General features: G+C 56.7%; 21 protein-coding genes. 13 read left to right on the top strand and 8 right to left on the bottom strand.

Annotation, left to right across the window (positions count from 1 at the left end; translation table 11 throughout):
* Positions 1–55: 55 nt before the first annotated feature.
* Complete coding sequence (locus tag ACJ77P_RS11275) at positions 56–778, top strand: MTAP family purine nucleoside phosphorylase (RefSeq protein ID WP_408998279.1); 723 nt, start codon at positions 56–58, stop codon at positions 776–778.
* Here ACJ77P_RS11275 and ACJ77P_RS11270 read toward each other — a convergent pair.
* From ACJ77P_RS11270 to ACJ77P_RS11260, 3 genes are all read right to left on the bottom strand, one after another.
* Positions 775–1,188, bottom strand: coding sequence for a hypothetical protein (locus tag ACJ77P_RS11270; protein WP_367359753.1), 414 nt, complete (start codon positions 1,186–1,188; stop codon positions 775–777). The two genes, ACJ77P_RS11275 and ACJ77P_RS11270, sit on opposite strands and share 4 nt — an antisense overlap.
* Positions 1,189–1,200: 12 nt before the next feature.
* Positions 1,201–3,327, bottom strand: a complete 2,127-nt coding sequence (locus ACJ77P_RS11265; protein ID WP_408998278.1) for an acetate--CoA ligase family protein — start codon at positions 3,325–3,327, stop codon at positions 1,201–1,203.
* A 79-nt stretch (positions 3,328–3,406) separates the two neighbouring features.
* Positions 3,407–3,715 carry a hypothetical protein gene (locus ACJ77P_RS11260; RefSeq protein ID WP_367359751.1) on the bottom strand — a complete coding sequence of 103 codons (309 nt, stop codon included), beginning with the start codon at positions 3,713–3,715 and terminating at the stop codon, positions 3,407–3,409.
* A 284-nt stretch (positions 3,716–3,999) separates the two neighbouring features.
* Between ACJ77P_RS11260 and hisI the strand changes: the two genes are divergently transcribed.
* From hisI to rpoD, 9 genes are all read left to right on the top strand, one after another.
* The gene (hisI, locus tag ACJ77P_RS11255; RefSeq protein ID WP_367359750.1) at positions 4,000–4,371 is read left to right on the top strand and encodes a phosphoribosyl-AMP cyclohydrolase; all 372 of its coding nucleotides are present in this window, start codon (positions 4,000–4,002) and stop codon (positions 4,369–4,371) included.
* A complete protein-coding gene (gene hisG / locus ACJ77P_RS11250) occupies positions 4,368–5,243 on the top strand; it encodes an ATP phosphoribosyltransferase (protein ID WP_367359749.1) in 876 nt (291 codons plus the stop codon). Before hisI ends, hisG begins: the two co-directional genes overlap by 4 nt.
* Positions 5,244–5,309: 66 nt before the next feature.
* The gene (gene hisB / locus ACJ77P_RS11245) at positions 5,310–5,903 is read left to right on the top strand and encodes an imidazoleglycerol-phosphate dehydratase HisB (protein ID WP_408998277.1); all 594 of its coding nucleotides are present in this window, start codon (positions 5,310–5,312) and stop codon (positions 5,901–5,903) included.
* 31 nt (positions 5,904–5,934) lie between these two features.
* On the top strand, positions 5,935–6,645 hold the full coding sequence (locus tag ACJ77P_RS11240) for a hypothetical protein (protein ID WP_408998276.1): 711 nt from the start codon (positions 5,935–5,937) through the stop codon (positions 6,643–6,645).
* 110 nt (positions 6,646–6,755) lie between these two features.
* The gene (hisA, locus tag ACJ77P_RS11235) at positions 6,756–7,484 is read left to right on the top strand and encodes a 1-(5-phosphoribosyl)-5-[(5-phosphoribosylamino)methylideneamino]imidazole-4-carboxamide isomerase (protein ID WP_408998275.1); all 729 of its coding nucleotides are present in this window, start codon (positions 6,756–6,758) and stop codon (positions 7,482–7,484) included.
* Between the two features lie 204 nt (positions 7,485–7,688).
* Positions 7,689–8,036, top strand: a complete 348-nt coding sequence (locus tag ACJ77P_RS11230; RefSeq protein ID WP_367359745.1) for a histidine triad nucleotide-binding protein — start codon at positions 7,689–7,691, stop codon at positions 8,034–8,036.
* 317 nt (positions 8,037–8,353) lie between these two features.
* The gene (locus ACJ77P_RS11225) at positions 8,354–8,803 is read left to right on the top strand and encodes a GatB/YqeY domain-containing protein (protein ID WP_367359744.1); all 450 of its coding nucleotides are present in this window, start codon (positions 8,354–8,356) and stop codon (positions 8,801–8,803) included.
* Between the two features lie 26 nt (positions 8,804–8,829).
* Positions 8,830–10,611: a DNA primase gene (gene dnaG, locus ACJ77P_RS11220; protein WP_408998274.1), complete on the top strand. Its 1,782-nt coding sequence runs from the start codon at positions 8,830–8,832 to the stop codon at positions 10,609–10,611.
* Positions 10,612–10,664: 53 nt separating this feature from the next.
* The gene (gene rpoD, locus ACJ77P_RS11215) at positions 10,665–12,404 is read left to right on the top strand and encodes an RNA polymerase sigma factor RpoD (RefSeq protein ID WP_408998273.1); all 1,740 of its coding nucleotides are present in this window, start codon (positions 10,665–10,667) and stop codon (positions 12,402–12,404) included.
* A gap of 180 nt (positions 12,405–12,584) precedes the next feature.
* On the opposite strand, the gene lpxC is transcribed toward rpoD, so the two are convergent.
* A complete protein-coding gene (gene lpxC / locus ACJ77P_RS11210) occupies positions 12,585–13,517 on the bottom strand; it encodes a UDP-3-O-acyl-N-acetylglucosamine deacetylase (protein WP_367359741.1) in 933 nt (310 codons plus the stop codon).
* A 422-nt stretch (positions 13,518–13,939) separates the two neighbouring features.
* On the opposite strand from lpxC, the gene ACJ77P_RS11205 reads away from it, so the two are divergent.
* Positions 13,940–14,599, top strand: a complete 660-nt coding sequence (locus ACJ77P_RS11205; protein WP_367359740.1) for an NAD(P)/FAD-dependent oxidoreductase — start codon at positions 13,940–13,942, stop codon at positions 14,597–14,599.
* 245 nt (positions 14,600–14,844) lie between these two features.
* On the opposite strand, the gene ACJ77P_RS11200 is transcribed toward ACJ77P_RS11205, so the two are convergent.
* The 3 genes from ACJ77P_RS11200 to ACJ77P_RS11190 form a co-directional block, all read right to left on the bottom strand.
* On the bottom strand, positions 14,845–15,453 hold the full coding sequence (locus tag ACJ77P_RS11200; RefSeq protein ID WP_367359739.1) for a CARDB domain-containing protein: 609 nt from the start codon (positions 15,451–15,453) through the stop codon (positions 14,845–14,847).
* A 178-nt stretch (positions 15,454–15,631) separates the two neighbouring features.
* On the bottom strand, positions 15,632–16,054 hold the full coding sequence (locus ACJ77P_RS11195; RefSeq protein ID WP_367359738.1) for a hypothetical protein: 423 nt from the start codon (positions 16,052–16,054) through the stop codon (positions 15,632–15,634).
* 215 nt (positions 16,055–16,269) lie between these two features.
* Positions 16,270–17,322: a histone deacetylase gene (locus tag ACJ77P_RS11190; protein WP_408998272.1), complete on the bottom strand. Its 1,053-nt coding sequence runs from the start codon at positions 17,320–17,322 to the stop codon at positions 16,270–16,272.
* Positions 17,323–17,783: 461 nt separating this feature from the next.
* Here ACJ77P_RS11190 and ACJ77P_RS11185 point away from each other — a divergent pair, with 461 nt between their 5' ends.
* Positions 17,784–18,137 (top strand): hypothetical protein, encoded by a 354-nt coding sequence (locus ACJ77P_RS11185; RefSeq protein WP_367359736.1) that lies wholly within the window; start codon positions 17,784–17,786, stop codon positions 18,135–18,137.
* Here the strand turns inward: ACJ77P_RS11185 and ACJ77P_RS11180 are convergent.
* On the bottom strand, positions 18,122–18,364 hold the full coding sequence (locus tag ACJ77P_RS11180; protein WP_408998271.1) for a hypothetical protein: 243 nt from the start codon (positions 18,362–18,364) through the stop codon (positions 18,122–18,124). The two genes, ACJ77P_RS11185 and ACJ77P_RS11180, sit on opposite strands and share 16 nt — an antisense overlap.
* On the opposite strand from ACJ77P_RS11180, the gene pcnB reads away from it, so the two are divergent.
* Positions 18,355–19,707, top strand: coding sequence for a polynucleotide adenylyltransferase PcnB (gene pcnB, locus ACJ77P_RS11175; RefSeq protein WP_367359734.1), 1,353 nt, complete (start codon positions 18,355–18,357; stop codon positions 19,705–19,707). The two genes, ACJ77P_RS11180 and pcnB, sit on opposite strands and share 10 nt — an antisense overlap.
* Positions 19,708–19,818: the final 111 nt, after the last annotated feature.

Raw genomic sequence — 19,818 nt, 5'->3', positions numbered from 1 at the left:
AGGCGATCTGTTATAGGGGGGCAGTGATTGCAGGGAAAGGGGGATGAGGAGACGGATGCGGCCTTTGGGAATTCTTTCCGGGACGGTCATCCCGCGGGGCGGCGAGCTTTTCGGAAATCTCCGGGAGGCGCTCATTGAGACGGAATACGGCCCTGCGGAGGTGATGCGCTCCGACGAAGTCGCTTTTATTTCGCGGCATGGGGCAGACCCCGAACGATACGTCCTGCCGCACCGGATCAATCATCGGGCCAATATGAAAGCCCTTGCCGAACTGGGGGTGAAGGAGATCGTCGCCATCAACTCGGCCGGTTCCCTCCATCGAAAATGGAAGCCGGGAACGATCATGATTCCCGAGGATTTCATTTTCCTGGCCGGCATTCCCAGTATGTTCCGGGACCGCTACGCCCATATGACCCCGCGGCTCGATCCGGGAGTGAGGTGGCGTCTCCTCGAAGCCGCCCAACAAAGCGGGGTGAATGCGGTGAACCACGGGGTTTACTTCCAGATGCCGGGACCCCGGCTGGAAACGCGCGCCGAGATCCGCATGATCGCGCAGTTTGCCGACCTGGTCGGCATGACCCTGGCGAGTGAAGCCGTAACGGCGCAGGAATTCGGCCTGGCCTATGGGGCGCTCTGCTCTGTGGACAATTACGGAAACGGTCTGGCGGAAGAGCCTTTGACGGTCGAGCAGATTGTGGCCCATGCCCGGGAGAACGCCCGGGTCATGATTGCCGTGGCCACCCGGTACCTGGAGAATTATGGCCGCCGGACCCCCTAAAAGGCTCCGAGCTGGCAGGGGCTGATCTTGATCTTCAGGGTTTCGCAGGCCGAGGAAACGGCCATCTTGGGGATTCTTCTTCTCTTGGCGATGGCCCAAGCCTCTATGCAGGGCAGGGAATTTCCCTTCATGGCGTTTCGAATCTCCTCTTCCAACTCCGCCGATACTTCCGCCGCAGGTTGGACAATCTTCTTCTCGGGCTTGTAGCCGTAAAGCCCAAGCTGACATTTAACAAGGCGGATTTTCATTGCGTCGAGCCTCTGTCCCAGATTCCCGTGAGTCTCTCCGAACTGCGCGGAGATCTGCATGGCCGCCGCGCAGCTCAGCTCGCCGCCTTCGGCGCTTTTTCTGATTCCCTCTTCAAGAGCCGGGTCGCTCGCAATCTCTACTTCCTTTTTTGGACCTTTCACTCCTTTTTCTCCTTACCGGTGATCTGTCCTTGAAATGGGGCCGCCTAAAACGACCGTCGCATCCACGGCAACAGCGCTGTTTCCAGTCGCAAGGACGGGGTTGATGTCAATTTCCCGGATGCGGGGACAGCCGATCATCACGTTGCCCAGGTTGACCAGAAAAGCGGCGATCACGTTCCGGTCGACAGGTTCAGATCCGCGGAAGCCGTCTAAAATCTGGGGGGTCCGCAGCCGGCCGATGGCGTCTAGCGCTTCCTCCCGGCCCAGCGGGGCGGGCGCGAAAACGGTGTCGGCGACGAGATGGGCCAGGACTCCGCCAACGCCGATCATGACGCAGGGGCCGAACTGGGGATCACGGATGGCGCCCAGGATCAGCTCCACACCCCCCTGCACCTGCTTCTGGAGCAATACCGAACCGTTACCGTTCATCCTCTCCATGAGCCGCTCAAAGCTTTCTCCTGCCTCCTGCGGATTCCGGATGTTCAGTACGATCAGCCCGTGCTCCGTCTTGTGGACAACCCCCGGCTGCAGTCCCTTCATTACCAGGGGAAAACCCATCCGGGCCGCCACCCCCTCGAATCGGGAAAAATCCTCAATCACGGCCTCTTCCACGGATGGAATACCGAAGGCTTGAAGAATCCTTTTGGACGTCCACTCATCCTGGGGACCCTCCGCATCTTCCAGGACGCGGGAAAGATCCGCTGAAAGCCCCGTTGAACTTGGCGCCGGGACGGGCTGAGCCCCCTCGAACCGCGGAAGCTTTCCCGAGGGCTGAAAGAGAATGGACAGGCACTCCACGGCCCGGTGCAACTCCTGAAAGACCAGGAGCCCCAGGTCGCGGGCGCTTTTCCTGGCCTGAAAGACCTCTTCATGCCTGCCCAGCAGCCACAGCAGCACGGGTTTTCCGGAAGCGCGGCTCTGCCTGGACATTTCCTCCAGGTTCAGCCGGATTCGCGTGTATCCCGAAAAGGAATGGACGAGGACGGCATCCACACCCGGGTCGTCAAGAACCGCTTCCAGGGCGAGGCTGTAGATGTCGAGATCCGTTCCGCTGTGCTGTTCGATAGCCGGCCAGATGTCCACGGGATCGGCCACGGGCATCCACTGGGGAAAAAGGCGGCCCAGGCGGATTTTCGTTGCCTCCGAAAGCTCGGCAACGCTAAGACCCTGCTCTTCCATGAAATCGGAGGACACGATGCCCGAAGCGCCGCTGAAGGTGATCACGGCGATCCGTCCCCGGGATCGGCTGCGCCGGGGGGGGTGGAGGGCAAGCGTCCGGCAGAAATCGACAAGCTGCTTGAAGTCCTGCGCCTCGTAAACTCCGGCATGGGCGAGCGCGCCGGCGGCAACCCGGTAATTGCCTGCCAGGCTGGCGGTGTGGCTGATGGCGGCCTGCGCCCCCGTTTCGCTCTTTCCCCCCTTCAGGACGACCACGGGTTTGTCGCTGTTCCGGCAAAGATCCAGAAAGCGTCTGCCGTCAATGAAGGATTCGAGATAGAGGCCGACGGAACGGGTGTCGGGATCTTCGAGGAGATGGGCAAGGACGTCGCTTTCGTGGATGTCCGCCTTGTTGCCGATCGAGCAGATCTTGCTGAAGCCGGTGATCCCATGGCTCAAGATGTCGACGACAAACCCCGCGGAGAGCATGCCGCTCTGGACAATCAGGGACACCGGTCCGGGGAGGAGGCAGGAAGGAAGGACCTTCGGGTCCGTGAAAGAGAAGATGTGCCCCCTGATGCCGTCCACGAGCCCCATGCAGTTCGGTCCCCAAACCCGGATTCCCGTTCGTCTGACAAATTCCGAGATCGCCCGCTGAAGGGCTCTTCCCTCGTCATCCGTCTCCGCAAATCCGCCCGATTCGATCATAATCCCCCGGACGCCTTTGGCGGCGCATTGCTCCAGCGCTTCGGGAACCATCCTGGCCGCGATGAAGAGGATCACCAGGTCGACGGGTCCCTCGATGTCCGCCAGAGCGGGAAAGCAGGGAATGCCTTCAATGCTTGCATGCTGGGGGTTGACGGGATAAATCCGTCCCTGGAACGTCGAAATCAGATTCCTGAGAATGGCATATCCCCCCTTGAAGGTTTTGGGGGTTGCACCGAAGACGGCAATGCTCTGAGGATTAAAAAAATAGTGCATATTTCAGAAGGCGGTAAGGAAAAAGAATGTCTTTCGTCGACAGGACAGGTCATGGCAGCTGAGTGTTTTCAGAAGAGAGTCACTCCCCGGCGGATGTCTTCGAAGCCCCTTCCCTCAACCTGTCCAGCTCTTCACGATACAGGTTGGTCTGGGCCTTTACGGCCTCGATTTCATCCCGCGCCCTTGCCAGCTCTTCATCCTGCTTCTGCCGCTCGCGGTTCAATTTGTCCTGGATGTCATCGAAACCGATATAGACGGCCAGGACACCCCCCAGGATCAGGAATATGGGGACGGCCCCTTTCAAGAGCGCCACGAAATCAGACCACCAGAAGATCAGCCCAAGCAACCCAAGAAACGTCGAAATTGCGCCGCCGGTCAATAGTGACATCGCCGTTTACCTCCCTTACATAATGTGATGACTCATTATAAATAAAACGGCCCCGAGAATTCAAAGCAAATGTTTTCAGCGGACATTGGAGCCTCTGAGCGCTGTATCGCATCATCTGTTCTGAGATAGGTTGCTCTAAAATGAAAGTCAAGAGAAATCAGGGGGAAAATGGAAAAAAAGCTTGATCATCAGGGGTTTTTAAATTAGCATTTCCTGCTTTGATAATAGATGCGTTTTATTAAAAACGCGTTTGTGTAGGGTGATATTCAGCGAGGAGAAACAGGATGTTGGAACCGAATTTTGAAAAAGGAAACGGATTGATACCTGCAATCGTCCAGGATTACGACACCGGCGAAGTGCTGATGCTTGCGTACATGAATCGTGAAGCCTGGCTTAAAACTCTGGAGACCGGAAAAGCATCCTATTGGAGCCGCTCCAGGAACAGCCTCTGGATCAAGGGTGAGACATCGGGTCATTTTCAGACGGTCAGGGAGATTCGGATCGACTGCGATGAGGATACGGTTCTTCTGAAGGTCGAGCAGGCCGGCGCGGCCTGTCATACGGGCTACCGGTCCTGTTTCTACAGGAAGATCACCGCCGGGGGCGTCGAAATTGTCGGCGAAAGACTGGTGGATCCGGAGGACGTCTATAAATGAATAATAAGTTGAAGCTGGGGATACCCAAGGGGAGCCTTGAAACGAAAACCGTCGATCTTTTTGGAAGGGCCGGGTGGCACATCACCTATGACAGTCGAAGCTACTTCCCCGATGTCGACGACGAGGAGCTTTCCTGCACCCTGGTCAGGGCCCAGGAAATGTCCCGGTACGTGGAAGACGGCACGCTGGACATGGGGTTGACGGGAAAGGACTGGATCATCGAAAACGGCTCGAATGTCGTGGAGATACAGGACCTAGTCTACTCAAAGACATCGGCCAAGCAGGCCCGGTGGGTCCTCGTTGTCCGGGAGGACTCTCCGATCACCAGGATAGAGGATCTCGAAGGAAAGCGCATCGCAACGGAGCTGCGCAGCTTTACGGAGCGGTACTTCAAGGAGAGAAACATCCGTGTTCACGTCGAGTTTTCCTGGGGGGCGACGGAGGCCAAGGTCGTTGAAGGCCTGGTGGATGCCGTCGTGGAAGTCACCGAGACGGGGAGCACGATTCGAGCAAACAACCTGAAAATCATCCATGAACTGATGCGGACCAACACGGTTTTAATCGCCAACGAGGCGGCCTGGGATGATCCCTGGAAGCGTCAGAAGATCGAACAGATCCGGACGCTGCTGAACGGTTCCCTCCAGGCCATGGGCAAGGTGGGAATCAAAATGAACGTGCCCAGGCAGAACCTGGATCGGGTGATTCAGCTGCTCCCCTCACTGAGGGCTCCGACGATTTCCAACCTGTATTCCACCGACTGGCTTGCGGTTGAAACGATCCTTGATGCGAAGTCCGTCAGGGACCTGATCCCCCTGCTCCAGGAGGGCGGGGCCGAAGGGATCATCGAGTATCCCCTGCACAAGGTCATTTGAGGGCAGGGGGAACGGAAAGGCCGGAGACGAACGGGCAAGATCGGGAAAGGAGTGTTGACGGGAGCAATGACAGCAAGACAGGCTAGGGTTCAACGAAGCACCTCGGAGACCGACATCTCTGTGGAAATCAATCTCGACGGCAGCGGCCGGGCCGCCATAGACACCTCGGTCCCATTCTTCGATCATATGCTGACCCTCTTCGCCCGGCATGGACTTTTTGATCTGACGATCAAGGGCCGGGGGGATACCGAGATCGATGACCACCACCTTGTGGAAGACATGGGCATCTGCCTGGGGCAGGCATTGAAGGATGCCGTCGGTGACAAAACCGGCATGACCCGATATGGAACGGCGACCGTACCCATGGACGAGACCTTGTGCTCCGTGACCGTGGATGTTTCAGGAAGGCCTTACCTGGTGTACCGCGTCGAATTTTCTCCCGGTGCAAGGGCCGGAGGGTTCGATCTTCAGCTGATCAAGGAATTTTTCAAGTCCTTTTCAGATCATAGTGGAATCACCTTGCATATCAATGTATTTTATGGTGAAAATAACCATCACATTACAGAAGCCATCTTCAAGGCCTTTGCCCGTGCATTGAGCATGGCCGTAACCACCGACAACAGGATTTCCGGTGTGCTATCCACAAAAGGCTGCTTGTAAGTTAACATTTATGCCGTCACGGGGAGAGGAAATGGGGACTTTGTTCATCCTATTGAAAGCCAGGAGGCCTGCGGTTGCCTGCCTCCTGGTTGCTGTCATCTTGTCTGTATTTCTCATCGGTTGCGCTCCGCACAATCTTTCAACGAAAACCTATGCGTTGGATGAGCCGATCAACGTTCACCGCATCGCCGTATTCCCCATCCAGAAGCTCGATTCGGATGACGCCGTGGACAATACGGTGCGTTGCGAGGTTTGCGGTGCCGTTGTGACTCTCGGCAGTGTTGAGCCTCAAGCCGAAAGGGTTGTGGAGGAAGTTGTCCTGTCGCGGCTCGAGAAGACGGGAAAATTCGAAATCGTTCCGCCGGAAAGAACCCAGGGGGTATATCAGCGGATTTCCTCGAATTTCCTGAAGGATTCCCTGAAGGGCTCCCTGAGCAAGGTCGGGCGGGAGCTGGGCGCGGATGCGATCCTGTATGGCCATGTTTATCGTTTCCGGGAGCGCAAAGGTTACGCTTACGGGACGGACCAGGCCGCCTCGGTCGCCTTTGCCCTGCATCTCATCGATGTCCGCGACGGCTCACTGATCTGGAGGGGCAAGTTTGACAAAACCCAGACGTCGCTGATGGAAAACATCTTCCAGCTTTTTGCCTTTTACAAGGAGCGGGGCCGCTGGCTGACAGCCAGGGAGCTTACCGATGAAGGTGCGGCGGGAATGATTGAGACCTTTCCCGGTGCGAACTAACGGTTTCTGTCTCCAAATAGGCGTTCCGGCGGGCCCGGTTTAAGATTTTCCCAAAGGGCGTCAAGGCCCGGTCGTGTCAAATCCGTCAATTACTGAGAGGGTTTTTCGAAGTGGTTATTATTCCTGCAATAGATCTGAAGGATGGAAAATGCGTACGGCTCCTTCAGGGAGACTTTAACCGCGTCACGGTATACTCCGACCACCCTGCAGAGATGGCGCGGTTGTGGCGTGAGAAAGGTGCTGAGCGCCTGCACCTGGTGGATCTCGACGGATCGGTTGCCGGCGCACCGGTCAATGCCGGGATCATCCGTCAAATTGTCAGGGAGGTCTCCCTCCCCGTGGAAATCGGCGGCGGAATCCGGGACCTGGCGACCGCAAAGAGCTATCTGGATATGGGGGTGCAGTGGGTGATTCTGGGAACGGCCGCCCTCAAGGATCGTGTGCTTGTGTATAAAGCCTGTGAAATGTTCCCGGGGCGCATCATCCTCGGCATCGATGCGGCCAACGGGAAAGTTGCCGTCGAGGGCTGGACGGAGCAGAGCGAAATGACGGCTTCGGAGCTGGCAAAGTCCTACGAAAACCGCGGCGTGGCCGCCGTGGTCTATACCGATATCAGCAGGGACGGGATGCAGACCGGGGTAAACGTGGATGCTACGAAAAGCCTGGCCGAAGAGATTGAAATTCCGGTGATCGCCTCCGGTGGAGTCGCGACCCTCGAAGACATCAAAAAGCTCCTTCCCCTGGAAGAGGCGGGCATTTCCGGGGTTATTGTCGGCAAGGCCCTCTATTCAGGTGCCATTTCCCTTGAAGAGGCGATCCGCCTGACGAAGCGGGTCTGAAGCCCGGGGTGCGAACAGCGTGTTCCTTCCTCTGGCAGCCCCGTCCATTTTCCGGGCCGCGCCCGAAATGAACCTGCATCGCCTCCATCTGTCCGGCTTGCCCCCCCTGGCTCTGAAGCGGGCGGAAGGGGAGGACGGCAGGAAAGGAAGAGACCGAAAACCTGAAATCTGCCGGAATGTTTTATCAAAGAAGGAGAGCGCAACATGTCGGAAGACTGCCTGTTCTGCAAGATCATTGGGGGTGAGATTCCCTGCTCCAGGGTTTATGAGGATGATTCCGTACTGGCCTTTGATGACATTCACCCCATGGCACCGGTGCACGTCATTGTGATTCCCAAGCGCCACATCTCCACGTTGATGGATGTCTCCTCCGATTCCATGACGGATCTCATGAAGTTGATGGCCGCGGCCCAGAAAGTCGCCAAGCTCAAATCCATTGATGAAAAGGGGTTCCGAGTCGTCATCAACTGCAACGCGGAGGGCGGCCAGGTCATTTTCCATCTCCATATGCACGTGCTGGGGGGGCGCAAACTGAGGGATGAAGTTGGATAAATAAAGACGTTGACAAGTCTTAAGAAGTAATTAAATTTAGTTACGATATTGATTCTCAGATGCATTCCTGCGCGGCTGTCTGCTCCGCGGATTGGCCGCTTCCTGATGTGTAATGTAAGGCTCTTTCATGACATGGTGATTTTGAAATCCGCAGAGGTGCAGCCATAGATCCTTATTCTTTCAAAGAGAAACTCCTCGTTTAATCCCCAGCACGCAAGTCCGCCCTTGTGTGTTGTTTTGCTTTTGATGAATCCTCATCCTGTAGTAAGGGGCAAATCCCGGAATGGCGGAACAAAGAACGGAAAAAGGGAGAAACAATGAGCTTCAAGGAAATCGTGGAAACAGAGTTGATAAAGGCGGCGAAGCAGCAGGACAAGGCGCGTCTTTCGACGCTGCGTCTCATGAAGGCCGCCCTGCACAACAGGGAAATAGACTTGCACAGGGAGCTGAACGAAGCGGAAGTCCTGCAGCTGCTCTCATCCATGGCCAAGCAGAGAAGGGATTCCATCGAACAATTCAAACTCGGTGGAAGGGACGATTTAGTTCAGAAGGAGTCCCTGGAATTGGAGATGATACAGGCGTTCATGCCCCAACAGCTCTCCGAAGAGGAACTGGATGCCGAGATTGAAAAGGCCATCCAGGAGGTCCAGGCGGCCAGCATCAAGGATATGGGGAAGGTTATGAAAGTCCTGATGCCCAAGGTGACGGGAAAGGCGGACGGCAAGGCGGTCAACGAACGGTTGAAGGCGAGGCTTTCCGGTTCGTGATGATGCGGCCGTGACGGAGTGGCGAAGTGAAAGGAGTTCAGCCCGGGGACAAGGTAGCGGAAATCAAAAGCAGGCTGGATATCGTTGAACTGATATCGGAGTATGTCTCCCTGAAAAAAGCCGGGAGGAATTTTCTGGGGCTGTGCCCTTTTCACAACGAAAAGACCCCGTCTTTCACGGTGAATCGTGAAAAACAGATGTTCTATTGTTTCGGCTGCGGAGAAAAAGGGGATATTTTCGCCTTTTTGATGCGCCTGAACAACGCGACCTTTCCAGAGGCCTTGAAGCTGCTGGCGGACAGGGCGGGGGTTGCTCTTCCTGCTTCTCCTTTTCTTCGAGGGGGAAAACATTCACCCAATGCCAGAGAGCAGATCATCCAAATCAATCACATTGCAGCAGCCTATTTTACAGCCAACCTGTTATCCCCCGGCGGGAAGGCTGCGCTGAGCTATTTGAAGGAACGGGGGCTGAAAGAGTCCACCATAAAGGAATTTGGCCTGGGATATGCTTCCGATGGCTGGCGGCATTTGAAGAGCCATCTCGAACAGCAGAAGGTTTCGTTAAAAATGGCCGCCGAAGCCGGCCTCATCGTGGTCAAGGAAGACCGGCCGGACGTTCAGTACGATCGCTTTCGTCACCGGCTGATGTTTCCCGTCAAGGACGTGGAAGGAAGGATCATCGCCTTTGGAGGCAGAATTCTGGGGGACGGCGAGCCGAAGTACTTGAATTCGCCGGAATCGGCTGCTTACAGCAAAGGAAGGCAGCTTTACGGATTGAATTCGTCGAAAGACGCGATCCGAGAGAAGGGGTATGGAATCTTCGTTGAAGGATATTTTGATCTGATCGCTCTCTGGGATGCGGGAATCAGGAATGTCGTGGCGACGCTGGGCACGGCCCTGACCAGGGACCATGTCGTCTTGATCAAGCGTTATGCCGAGCGGGCTGCCGTTCTCTTCGATTCAGACGAGGCGGGAAAGAAGGCGCTGGCGAGAAGCGTGGAGCTGTTCGTTGCGGCGCACATGGATGCGAGGGCCGTCATTCTCCCTGAAGGGCTGGACCCCGACGATTTTGTACGCCGCTTCGGCGGAGAGGCTCTGGAACGGAGAGTGGAAGAGGCCCCCTCGATCGTTGATTATTATATCGACACCGTCATTGGGGGAGGTGCGACCTTCGAGGAGCGGGGAGAAGCCGCCGTCCGGGCGGCTGCGTTCATAACCGGGATCGAGGATGTCATCGACCGGAATCTCTTTATCAAGCGGGTGTCGGAGAAGCTGGGCATCGATCAGGACATCCTGAAAAAAGAAGTGTACGGGCGGCTTTCTCCAAAACGAAGCAGGGAAGCCCCACCGTCCCGGCGGCCGGAAAAAAGAGCGGCCGGACCGGAAGTCAATCTCATTCATCTCATGATGGAATGTCCGACGGTTGTTCCTTCCGTCGTTGAGGCAAATGCGATGAACTATTTTCTGGATCGCGAACTGAAGTCCATCGGAGAGGCCTGGGGCCGCTACGTATCCGGGGAGGCAAACCCGGCTCCCGAAAGCGCCCTTTCCTTTCTCCAGGGGCAGGAGCCTTCCGAACGTTCGGAGGCATTGGTGAAATTGCTGATCCAGGAAAGCCCTTTTTCGAAGGAGAGCCTGGGGCCTCTCTCCTCTGACATGATCCGGCAGGTGAAGAGGCGCTGGTACAAGGAGCGGCATAAAAGCCTGACGGAGCGTCTGTCGGCTGCTCAATCCTCCGGAGATTCAGATCTTGGCCGAAAACTTTTAATGGAAAAAGAGCGATTAATGAGGGAAGAAAAGGATTTGTAGGCCTTCCCCGGCTTTTTGTCCTGATCATTCACCGAATTCATGGAGTGACCGTTATGGGAAAAGATATACAATCAGAAGACTTTAAAAAGTTGATCTCGCTGGGCGAGGAAAAGGGATTCCTGACGTATGACGATGTAAACGACCTTTTGCCGTCCGACATCACGTCTTCCGATCAGATCGACGATATCATCATGCTGTTTGGAGAAAAGAACATCGATATCATCGATACGGACAAGGGCGAAAAGATCCTGGTGAAGAGCCCCGTCGAAGAGCACGAGACCACAGCAAAGGAAGGCGAACTCGTCGATATGATGTCCGTCGTGGGCAAAACGGGCGACCCGGTGAAGATGTATCTGCGCGAGATGGGCTACGTGTCCCTGCTGAGCCGTGAGGGTGAGGTGGAGATTGCCAAGATCATTGAAGAGGGCGCTTCCGAGGCCATGGGGGCCGTCTTCGGCGTCAAGGCCTCCGTAAAGGACGTCGTTGATATCGGGAAAAAGCTGAAAACGGATGAGATCCGCATCAAGAATGTCATTGATAATCTCGAGGATGAAGACGGTTATGTCGAGGAGGATACCCAGCGGGAGCGTGTTGTAAGACTGCTCGATAAGGTCGCCATGCTGGACGGCAAGAACGAAGTCATTCTTCAGAGGCTCAAGGCGAAGGACATCGGAGAGGAGGATAGAAAGGCCTTAAAAATCCAGCTGGAAAAAAACAAGAAAGCCATTACCCGGCTTTGCCGGAAAGTCCGGTTCGGGAAAAAACAGATCGACAAGCTCATTTCCAATATCAAGGTCTACCTTTCCGACCTGGAAAAGGCAGAGGAGGACATCCAGAGGTGCAAGGATGAAACAGGCCTTTCGCTCACGCAGATCGAAAAGGCCTGTGCCAGGCTGAAGAAGGAGTCGGAGGAGGCTGTCTGCGGAGAGTACGGCATTACGCTGGATAAGCTGCAAGCCGCGGATTCCGCGATCCGGGAGGCCAACCGGAAGCTCAAGAATATTTCGAGGGAGACAGGCTACTCGACCACCGCCTTCAAAAAAATACTCTTTAACATCGAGAACGGCGAAAAAAAGGCCGAGGAGGCCAAGCGGAAGCTGGTGGAAGCCAATCTGCGCCTGGTGGTCAGTATCGCGAAGAAATATACGAACCGTGGCCTGCAGTTTCTCGACCTGATCCAGGAAGGCAATATCGGGTTGATGAAGGCCGTGGATAAGTTCGAATATCAGCGGGGATATAAATTTTCAACCTATGCAACCTGGTGGATCCGGCAGGCGATCACCCGGGCGATTGCCGACCAGGCCCGAACCATCCGGATTCCCGTGCACATGATTGAGACCATCAACAAGCTGATCCGCACTTCGCGTTATCTGGTGCAGGAGCTGGGCCGGGAGCCGAGTCCCGACGAGATTGCCAACAAGATGGAGTATCCCCTGGAGAAGGTGAGAAAAGTTCTGAAAATCGCCAAGGAGCCCATCTCGCTGGAAACGCCCATCGGGGAAGAGGAGGACAGCCATCTGGGCGATTTCATCGAGGACAAGAAGATCATGTCGCCTTCGGAAGCAACAATCAGCATGGACCTGGCGGAGCAGACAAGAAAGATCTTGTCGACGCTTACCCCCCGGGAAGAAAAGGTTCTCCGGATGCGTTTTGGAATCAGCGAGAGAATGGATTACGGTGACGAAGAGCTGGAGAAGGGGGAAAGCGAGGAGGAGATTCCCGATCCCATCGAGATCAATGTCATCCGCAAACTGAGAAACCCATCCCGGCGGCGGGTGAACAAGCAGTTGTAATCCCGTGGCCGGGCGAAGATAACGGCCGGTCGACACGGCAGAGGGGGCGCGGGCATGTGCCCCAATGCGGCGGAGCCTACGATGCCGCCATGCGGGCGGACGTTGATGGGGAATCGGGATGGTAAGATTCCGGGAGGAAGTTCTCTGCGGCGTTTCCGCCGCAGGGGTCCGGTCGATGCCTTACGCGTGGACGGCGTTCAGCATTTTGTAGGAAGGGGCATCCAGGGCGTTCAGCGCTTCGTAAGGCTCCTGGATATTCACCGCCGTCGCCGTCGTCCAGCTTTCTTTTTGTTCGAACAATGCCTTCAACAGCATGGAATTCAATTTGTGGCCGGATTTGTAGGCTACAAAATGCCCCATAACGGGCATTCCTGTCAGCGAGAGATCCCCGATCGCATCCAGGATCTTGTGCTTGACGAATTCATCCGGGGCTCTCAGGCCCTCCTTGTTGATGATCCTGGTTTCGTCCAGGATGACGGCGTTCTTGAGAGAACCGCCGAGGGCCAGGCCTCTGGCCTGAAGGTATTCCACATCCTTTAAAAACCCGAAAGTCCGGGAATTGCAGATTTCCTGTTCGTACGATTCGTCCGACACGATGAGATGATAGGACTGAACCCCGATGGAGGGGTGGTCAAACTTGATTCTGTACGTGATTTCGAAAGAGGCCGAGGGCACAAACATCGCGTAACTCTCCCCTTCCGATACATGAACGGGTTTTGTTACGACCAGGTATTCCCTTAATTTCTCCTGCATGCAGGTGCCGGCCTTCTTCACCATTTCGACAAATGGAAGGGCACTGCCATCCATGATCGGAATTTCCGGCCCGTCAACTTCGATAATCGCGTTATCCACGCCCATGCCGCTGAATGCCGAAAGGATGTGTTCAACCGTGGAAACCGCCGTGCCGTTCGTGCCGATGGTTGTTGCCAAGGTGGTGTCCGTAACGTTTTCCAGGGAGACCTTGATGCGATGGCCGCGGTCCTTGTCCCTGCGGACCAGCAGAATGCCCTCATCTGAGGCCGCGGGCCTGATGGTCATGGTGATTTTTCTACCGGTATGCAACCCTACACTCTGGCAGGTCAGTTCATTTTTGAGAGTTTTTTGAAAATTCATAAATAGGATCCTTCGTTAATAGATAGCTGACCGGATAAAGCAAGACATGTTCCAGAGAAAAAAGTCACACTTCGCGAGGACCGCATTTCTAAGCAGTTGATAATATTATTATATTTTTTTGCCGTTCCGTGTTCCGCCCTCCGCGTTGAAAGCGCGCTGTGTTCTTTTTACCACAGTCCGGGTTGAAGAGGGAATCCCGCGGGGCGCTCCGGGATGACCGCCGTGACGGAATGCCATTGGCATTGAGATAACGGCCGGGGAGTATCTTTTTCCAGAAAAGGAAACGATTCAATCTGCTTCAGCATCCGGTGATCAATTCCGCCGATTCCGGTGGGTGCTGCCGCGATTTACTTACGGCTGAAAACAATGTAATATGGATTTTCAGAACAGTAAACTAAAACTTCAGGAGGTTCGAATCGATTATGTCCAAAGACATTCTGGAAAAGGGGGCCATTGTTCAGAGGGACAAGGAAACGTTTGCCATTGCTCCGCACATCCCCGGAGGAATCATCGATCCGGCGGGTCTGCGGAAGATCGCCGACGTCGCCGAGAAGTACAAGGCGAAGGCGCTGAAGATAACGTCGGCCCAGCGCATAGCCATCGTAGGAATCGATCCCGATGACATCGACCATGCCTGGGCGGATCTGGGAATGCCCCCCGGGGCGGCCATCGGCCTCTGCATCAGAAGCGTCAAGATCTGTCCGGGGACCACCTTCTGCAAGAGGGGGCAGCAGGATTCCGTGGGAGTGGGCCTGAAGCTGGACCAGATTTATCACGGCATGGAGCTCCCCTGGAAATTCAAGATGGGGGTGTCGGGGTGCATCAATTCGTGCGCTGAATCGGCCATCAAAGACGTGGGGCTGATCGGAACCCCCAAGGGCTGGAGGCTGCTGGTCGGCGGATGCGCCAGCGCGAGACCGAGAATCGGTCAGCTCCTGGCGGAGAACCTGTCGGATGACGAGGCCCTGGCCCTTATCGACAAGGTGGTGAACTACTATAAGGAAAATGCCAAGAAGCAGCGCCTGGGCGATTTCATCGAGGGCGTCGGCTTCGAGACGTTCAAACAGGCCGTCTTGCCCTGAAAGGGGAGAATTCCGTAAGGCCGGTCCGCCTGCCTGCTTTTTCCCCAATCCCGGGCCCGGCATCGAATCCCGGCGGTTTGCGGGGCCCGGGATGGCGGATCGGGATGAAAAGGGCGGCCGGGTCTTGCCGGCCGCCATCGATGACCCGGAAGACCGGTGGCTGCGGGCGGTGCGGTGAAAAGGCGCTTCCCGGTGGCCGGCATCCCGGAAGGGCGACAGGGGGCGTGATGGCGGGCCCCTTCCGCTCAGGGCCTGGCCACACGAATGGTCTGCCTGTAAACGTTGTTGGCCTCGTTGCTTTCCGGCACCTCGCCGGAAGAGTCGACGACCGATTTTGTCACCAGTTTCGCATACCAGCTTCGATATCCCTCGTAGGTGCCGGTGAGGACCCTTCCGCCCCGGGCCGCCAAGCCGTCTATCCGCCAGGTGCAGGCCGCTGCCGGGAAATTTTCGCCGGGCCACCACTGGACGGTAAAGGGTCCGGACGCGGCTTTTCCCCTGTTGTAAACACCGATGCGGACGGACACCGGCCTTCCCTGGACGGGAGGGGACGGATTCAAGGAGAACTCGCTGACAAACAAATCCGGAGCCGCTCCTGCTTCAGCGGCCGGTTCCGCTGCAGGCCGGGGTTTTTCTTCCGTCGCCGTTGGCTTCGCTTCCGGCCGAGGCTGCTCCACTTTTCCCTGTGAGGGGGATCCCTGTTCCGTCGACGTGGGTTTCCCTCCGCCACCCAGAATGCCCGCCTGGTGCAAAGCGATAATCAGCCCTGCAACCGCGGTGATGATGGCGGCAACCGCCGTCAGGACGCCGGGCAGGGTCTGCCACCAGCCCTTGGATTTTGACTCCTCCTCCATTTCGCCACTCCTCTCTTCCAGGCCGAAACGAACCCCGGATCACAAAACGTTCCCAGTTGCCCCGCTGCGGATTCCAGGATGGCGCCTTTTGATCAGGATCGCACAACAGGGGACGTTATTGAATGGACAGCCTTGACGGTTCCACTTCCGCGAATGCTGCGGCAAGGCCGGACCGGATCTATTCGCCCTCTGTACGCGCGTCCTGTTCAGGTCCGCCCGGTGTCGGTCCGCCGACTTTGCCCGCAGTGCTGCGCCCTTCGCTTTTTTGTTTTCCGGCGGGCTCCAGGGGGACCGTTCCCGCCTGTTCCGCCTCATGAATGTCACTCCATCGAAACCATATGTAGAGGGTGTCCAGTTCCCTCATGATGTCGGTTTCCGTGATGGTTCGAACATCGTGGCAGGCATGCCACGCGTTCATCCAGCGATGATAGGCGCACCCCTCTTCCTGAGAGGATATTTCATGGGAAAGCGGCATATAAACCCCGTCGGGTCTTTTCCAGTAGGGGGCCACTATCCGTCGAAAGACGAGCTCGACAAGCTCTTCCTCCCGCAGATTCCACCGGTTCTTCAAAAAATCCTTGTCGCGCCACTCGCTTTCCATGGCCTTTTCCTTTTTTGCCCCCTGTCCCGAACATTCTCACCAGAAGGTCAATGAAGCGCCGAATCCCGCTCTCATTGCCCCCGCGAAGACAGCTCTTTAAATTCCTCTCCCGACAGGTTTCCGATCCGCGCTTCTTCCCGAGCCACTTTCCGTGGACAGGGCGCAGGTCTGCCCGCTGAGAACATTCCGGCGTTCATGAAGAAGGTAAAAATCTGTCAAGGCCTCAAGTTCTTCCAGTACGGGCTGTGAACCCGGAAGACATGGCCCAACGCCCTGTCAACGGACACCGGGTTTGCCAGCGCCGCCATGGCCGCGTGGTTTGTGAAGGACAGCCCGGCCAGCTCTTTCAGGACCGCCCTGACGGAGTCTCTCAACCCCTTGAGGTCATACCCCCCTTCGAGGGTGAGCACAACCTTGCCGCGGCAGCAGGATTCGGCGATATCCAGAATGATGCGCATCAGCCCGGCAAAACCTTCCGGGGACACCTTCATCCCCCCCAGGGGGTCTCCCCGGTGGATGTCGAAGCCGGCCGACACCAGGATGAGGTCGGGCTTGAAGTCCGGTGCGATGCCGTGAAGGATCCTCTCATAAATGACGGCATATTCTCCGTCTCCGTATCCCGTGGACAGCGGGACATTTACGGTGAAGCCTTCCCCCTCCTGCCTGCCCACTTCTCGATAGGAACCGGTCCCCGGGTAATGGGGGTACTGGTGGGTTGAGAAGTAGAGGATGGAGGGATCCTGCTCGAAGGAGTGCTGGGTGCCGTTTCCATGATGAAGATCCCAGTCGATGATGAGGATCTTCTTGAGATGAAGGGCTGCCTGGGCGTACCTGGCGCCGATGGCCACATTGTTGAACAGGCAGAAGCCCCGGCCCTCGTCCGATTCGGCGTGATGCCCCGGAGGCCGCACCAGGGCGAAGGCGTTTTGCAGTTTGCCGGAGGCCACCATCGAGATGGCCTCGCACATCCCCCCCGCAGCGAGCAACGCCGCTTCGTAGGATCCGGACGAGGTGGTCGTGTCCGGGTCCAGGTAATCATAGGCCATTCCTGCGGTCGCTGCGACCCTCTTCACGTAACGCGGCACATGGATCCGGTGAAGCTCTTCCGCGCTGGCCTGCCTGGCCGGTATATCCACGAAATTTCCCGCCATGTCGGAATCTTCGAGCATGTCATAAATGGCTTCCAGCCTGCGGGGGCTTTCCGGATGTCCAAATCCGGGATGATGATCCAGATACCTGATGTCTCTTACAATGCCCGTCTTTCCCATGATCCTCTCCCGTTTAAAGGTCTATAGACGTTGGGCTGTGTTGACGATGATCGGCTGTCTCGTGTCCTCCTGCCTGGATTCCCGGGGCTGGCGAAGGGGAATTCTATTGAAGCTTAGCAGAAATTGACAAATCGTCAACGGATGCTTTTGCATGCGGCCTGCTTTGCCTTCAACAGGCCAGGAGATTAGGCGCATGAAGGGGGCCCCGATTGCGGCGGCCGGATCGGCCGTGCCGGCAGGCAGACTGTCCACGGAAAGGGCGTGATTTCGTGTTGACAGACCATTTTGTTCCGGAGTATGAAGGAGACATGGTTTGGGCGGAACGTGTTATCGTGTCGTTTTTCTTCATCAATCAACTCAGCCCCTGGTGATTGCTCCAGAAAGGCGATGCGAAGTTGAACCGCGGCATTCCCTCTGCGGAATAAAGCGGGTGGTCCTCATTTTTTAAAGAGTCTTTGACTATGGTGAATTTTATTAAGGAAGTCCTGTCTCCTGATGATCGATGCGTCTGCGTCTTTACAGAGCAGGATGGATTTCAGAAGAACCTTGCCCTCGATGCAAACGGCATCTTCAAGAGCGGCATCTGGAAGCTTGATGAGCTCGATATGCTGGGGGTGAACAAGATCGTTGTCTACTACCGGAATGAGAAGATCAATAAAATCATTATCGGGGACTACAAGGGAGTCAGTCCCACAATTTTTCGCGGTCATTACTGCATCCATTTCCAGATGACGAACATCGATCAGACGCTGACGAACTGGAATGACTTCTGTAATGCGGGAAACGACTCGGTAAAATATTACCGCCAGGATTGACGGGCCTGCATCCGGGCAAGGCAGGCGGTGAACAGTCTCAAGAAGCGGGCGCTTTTCCCCCTGCCGCGAACGCATGTCCGTCTCCTGCCGTTGAGCAGGCCGATGTCCGGGAATCCGGGCCATCGCCGGGCTGGTTCGTGACGCCTGCCGGGAAGTTCAACGGCGTTGCCGATCATGGGGTTTTGCTTTTTCTGCAGAGCGTGGTATGGTGCGGGCCATGCAACCACAAATTCTTCCCAGGAAGGAACACCGGATATCCCGGAAGCACATAAACCAGAATGTTCTGCGTACGCTCTATCGGCTCCGGGACAAAGGCTTCATCGCTTATCTGATCGGAGGCTGCGTCCGCGACCTGCTCTTGGACCGCACTCCGAAAGACTTCGATATCGCCACAAACGCCACACCCAATCAGATCAAGCGGCTCTTCCGCAACTGTCGCCTTGTCGGCCGCCGTTTCCGGCTGGCTCATCTCCACTTTTCGGACGGAATCCTTGAGGTTTCAACGTTCCGGGCCTCCGCCCCCTCCGGCGAAGAGGAGACGGAAGAGCCAGGCCTGGAGAATCGGCCTCCCCGGCACCTCAAGGACAGCGACGGAATGGTTCTCCGCGACAACGTCTTTGGCACCCCGGAAGAGGACGCCCTCCGCCGTGATTTCACGATCAATGCCCTTGCCTACAGTATCGAAGATTTTTCTGTGATTGACTACTCGACGGGGCTCAGCGACCTGCGCGAGGGGCTGATCCGGCCCATTGGCGACCCTTACGAGCGGTTTACCGAAGACCCGGTACGCATGCTCCGGGCCGTTCGTTTTGCCGCAACCCACGGCTTCACCATCGAGGAGTCCACATGGGAGGTCATCCGCCGGCTGTCCTTCACAATTTCCCGCGCATCGCCGGCAAGGCTCTACGAAGAAATGCTGAAGCTCTTCCTGATGGGTTCCTCGCGCCCGGTTTTCGATCTGCTCGAAACAAGCGGCCTTCTCGCCGCGCTTTTCCCCCTGCTTGGCCAGTGGCTCAGTGGAAGCAGTGATCACAGGGCTGCCCTGGCGGCAAATCTCGAAGGCCTGGACCGGCTGTTCCAAAGTGGAACAGCGCCTTCCCCGGCGCTTTTCTTTGCGGCGCTGTTCGGCCCCAGCCTGGAGGAGGGGGCGCTGGAACACCAGAGAGACGGCATCCCCCGCCAGCAGTCGCTGGATGCCGTCTGCACGGCTTTCCTGCAGGAGCTCCGCAATATTGTGAGCCTTCCCGCGCGGATCGGCGCACAGATGCGGACCATCCTTGCCGTGCAGACAGCGCTGCACAGAAGGCCGCCGCGCCGCCCCGCCATCATGGCCGGCAGAGCGGGGTTTGCCGATGCACTGGCGTACCTGCGCCTCACGGCGGAATGGAAACGGGAAAATCAAGCGGCATTAAAATGGTGGGAGGCTTACCTTTCAGGGGTGCCTGCCAAAATGGAAGCAGAGCCCTCTCCCGAGGAAGCCCCGGTAAAGCGGCGAAGAAAAAAAAGGCGCAGACACCGCCCTGCCGCTCCAACGGCGGCGATTCCTGGCGCGCCTGAAGCGGGCAGTTGATTTCCCCTCCGGATTAAAGCTGATTTGCTGCAAATCCGTTCGGAAGGAAGATTCGCTGCTCAGCCGGGACGGCACCGTTTCTGTCCGGTCCATGACGCCGGACCTTCTTCT

Origin of the sequence: Syntrophus buswellii (genome assembly GCF_046097065.1) — a bacterium.
GTDB lineage: Bacteria > Desulfobacterota > Syntrophia > Syntrophales > Syntrophaceae > Syntrophus > Syntrophus buswellii.
Note: the sequence above shows the minus strand (reverse complement) of the source record. Positions and strands in the feature narration are given on the sequence as shown.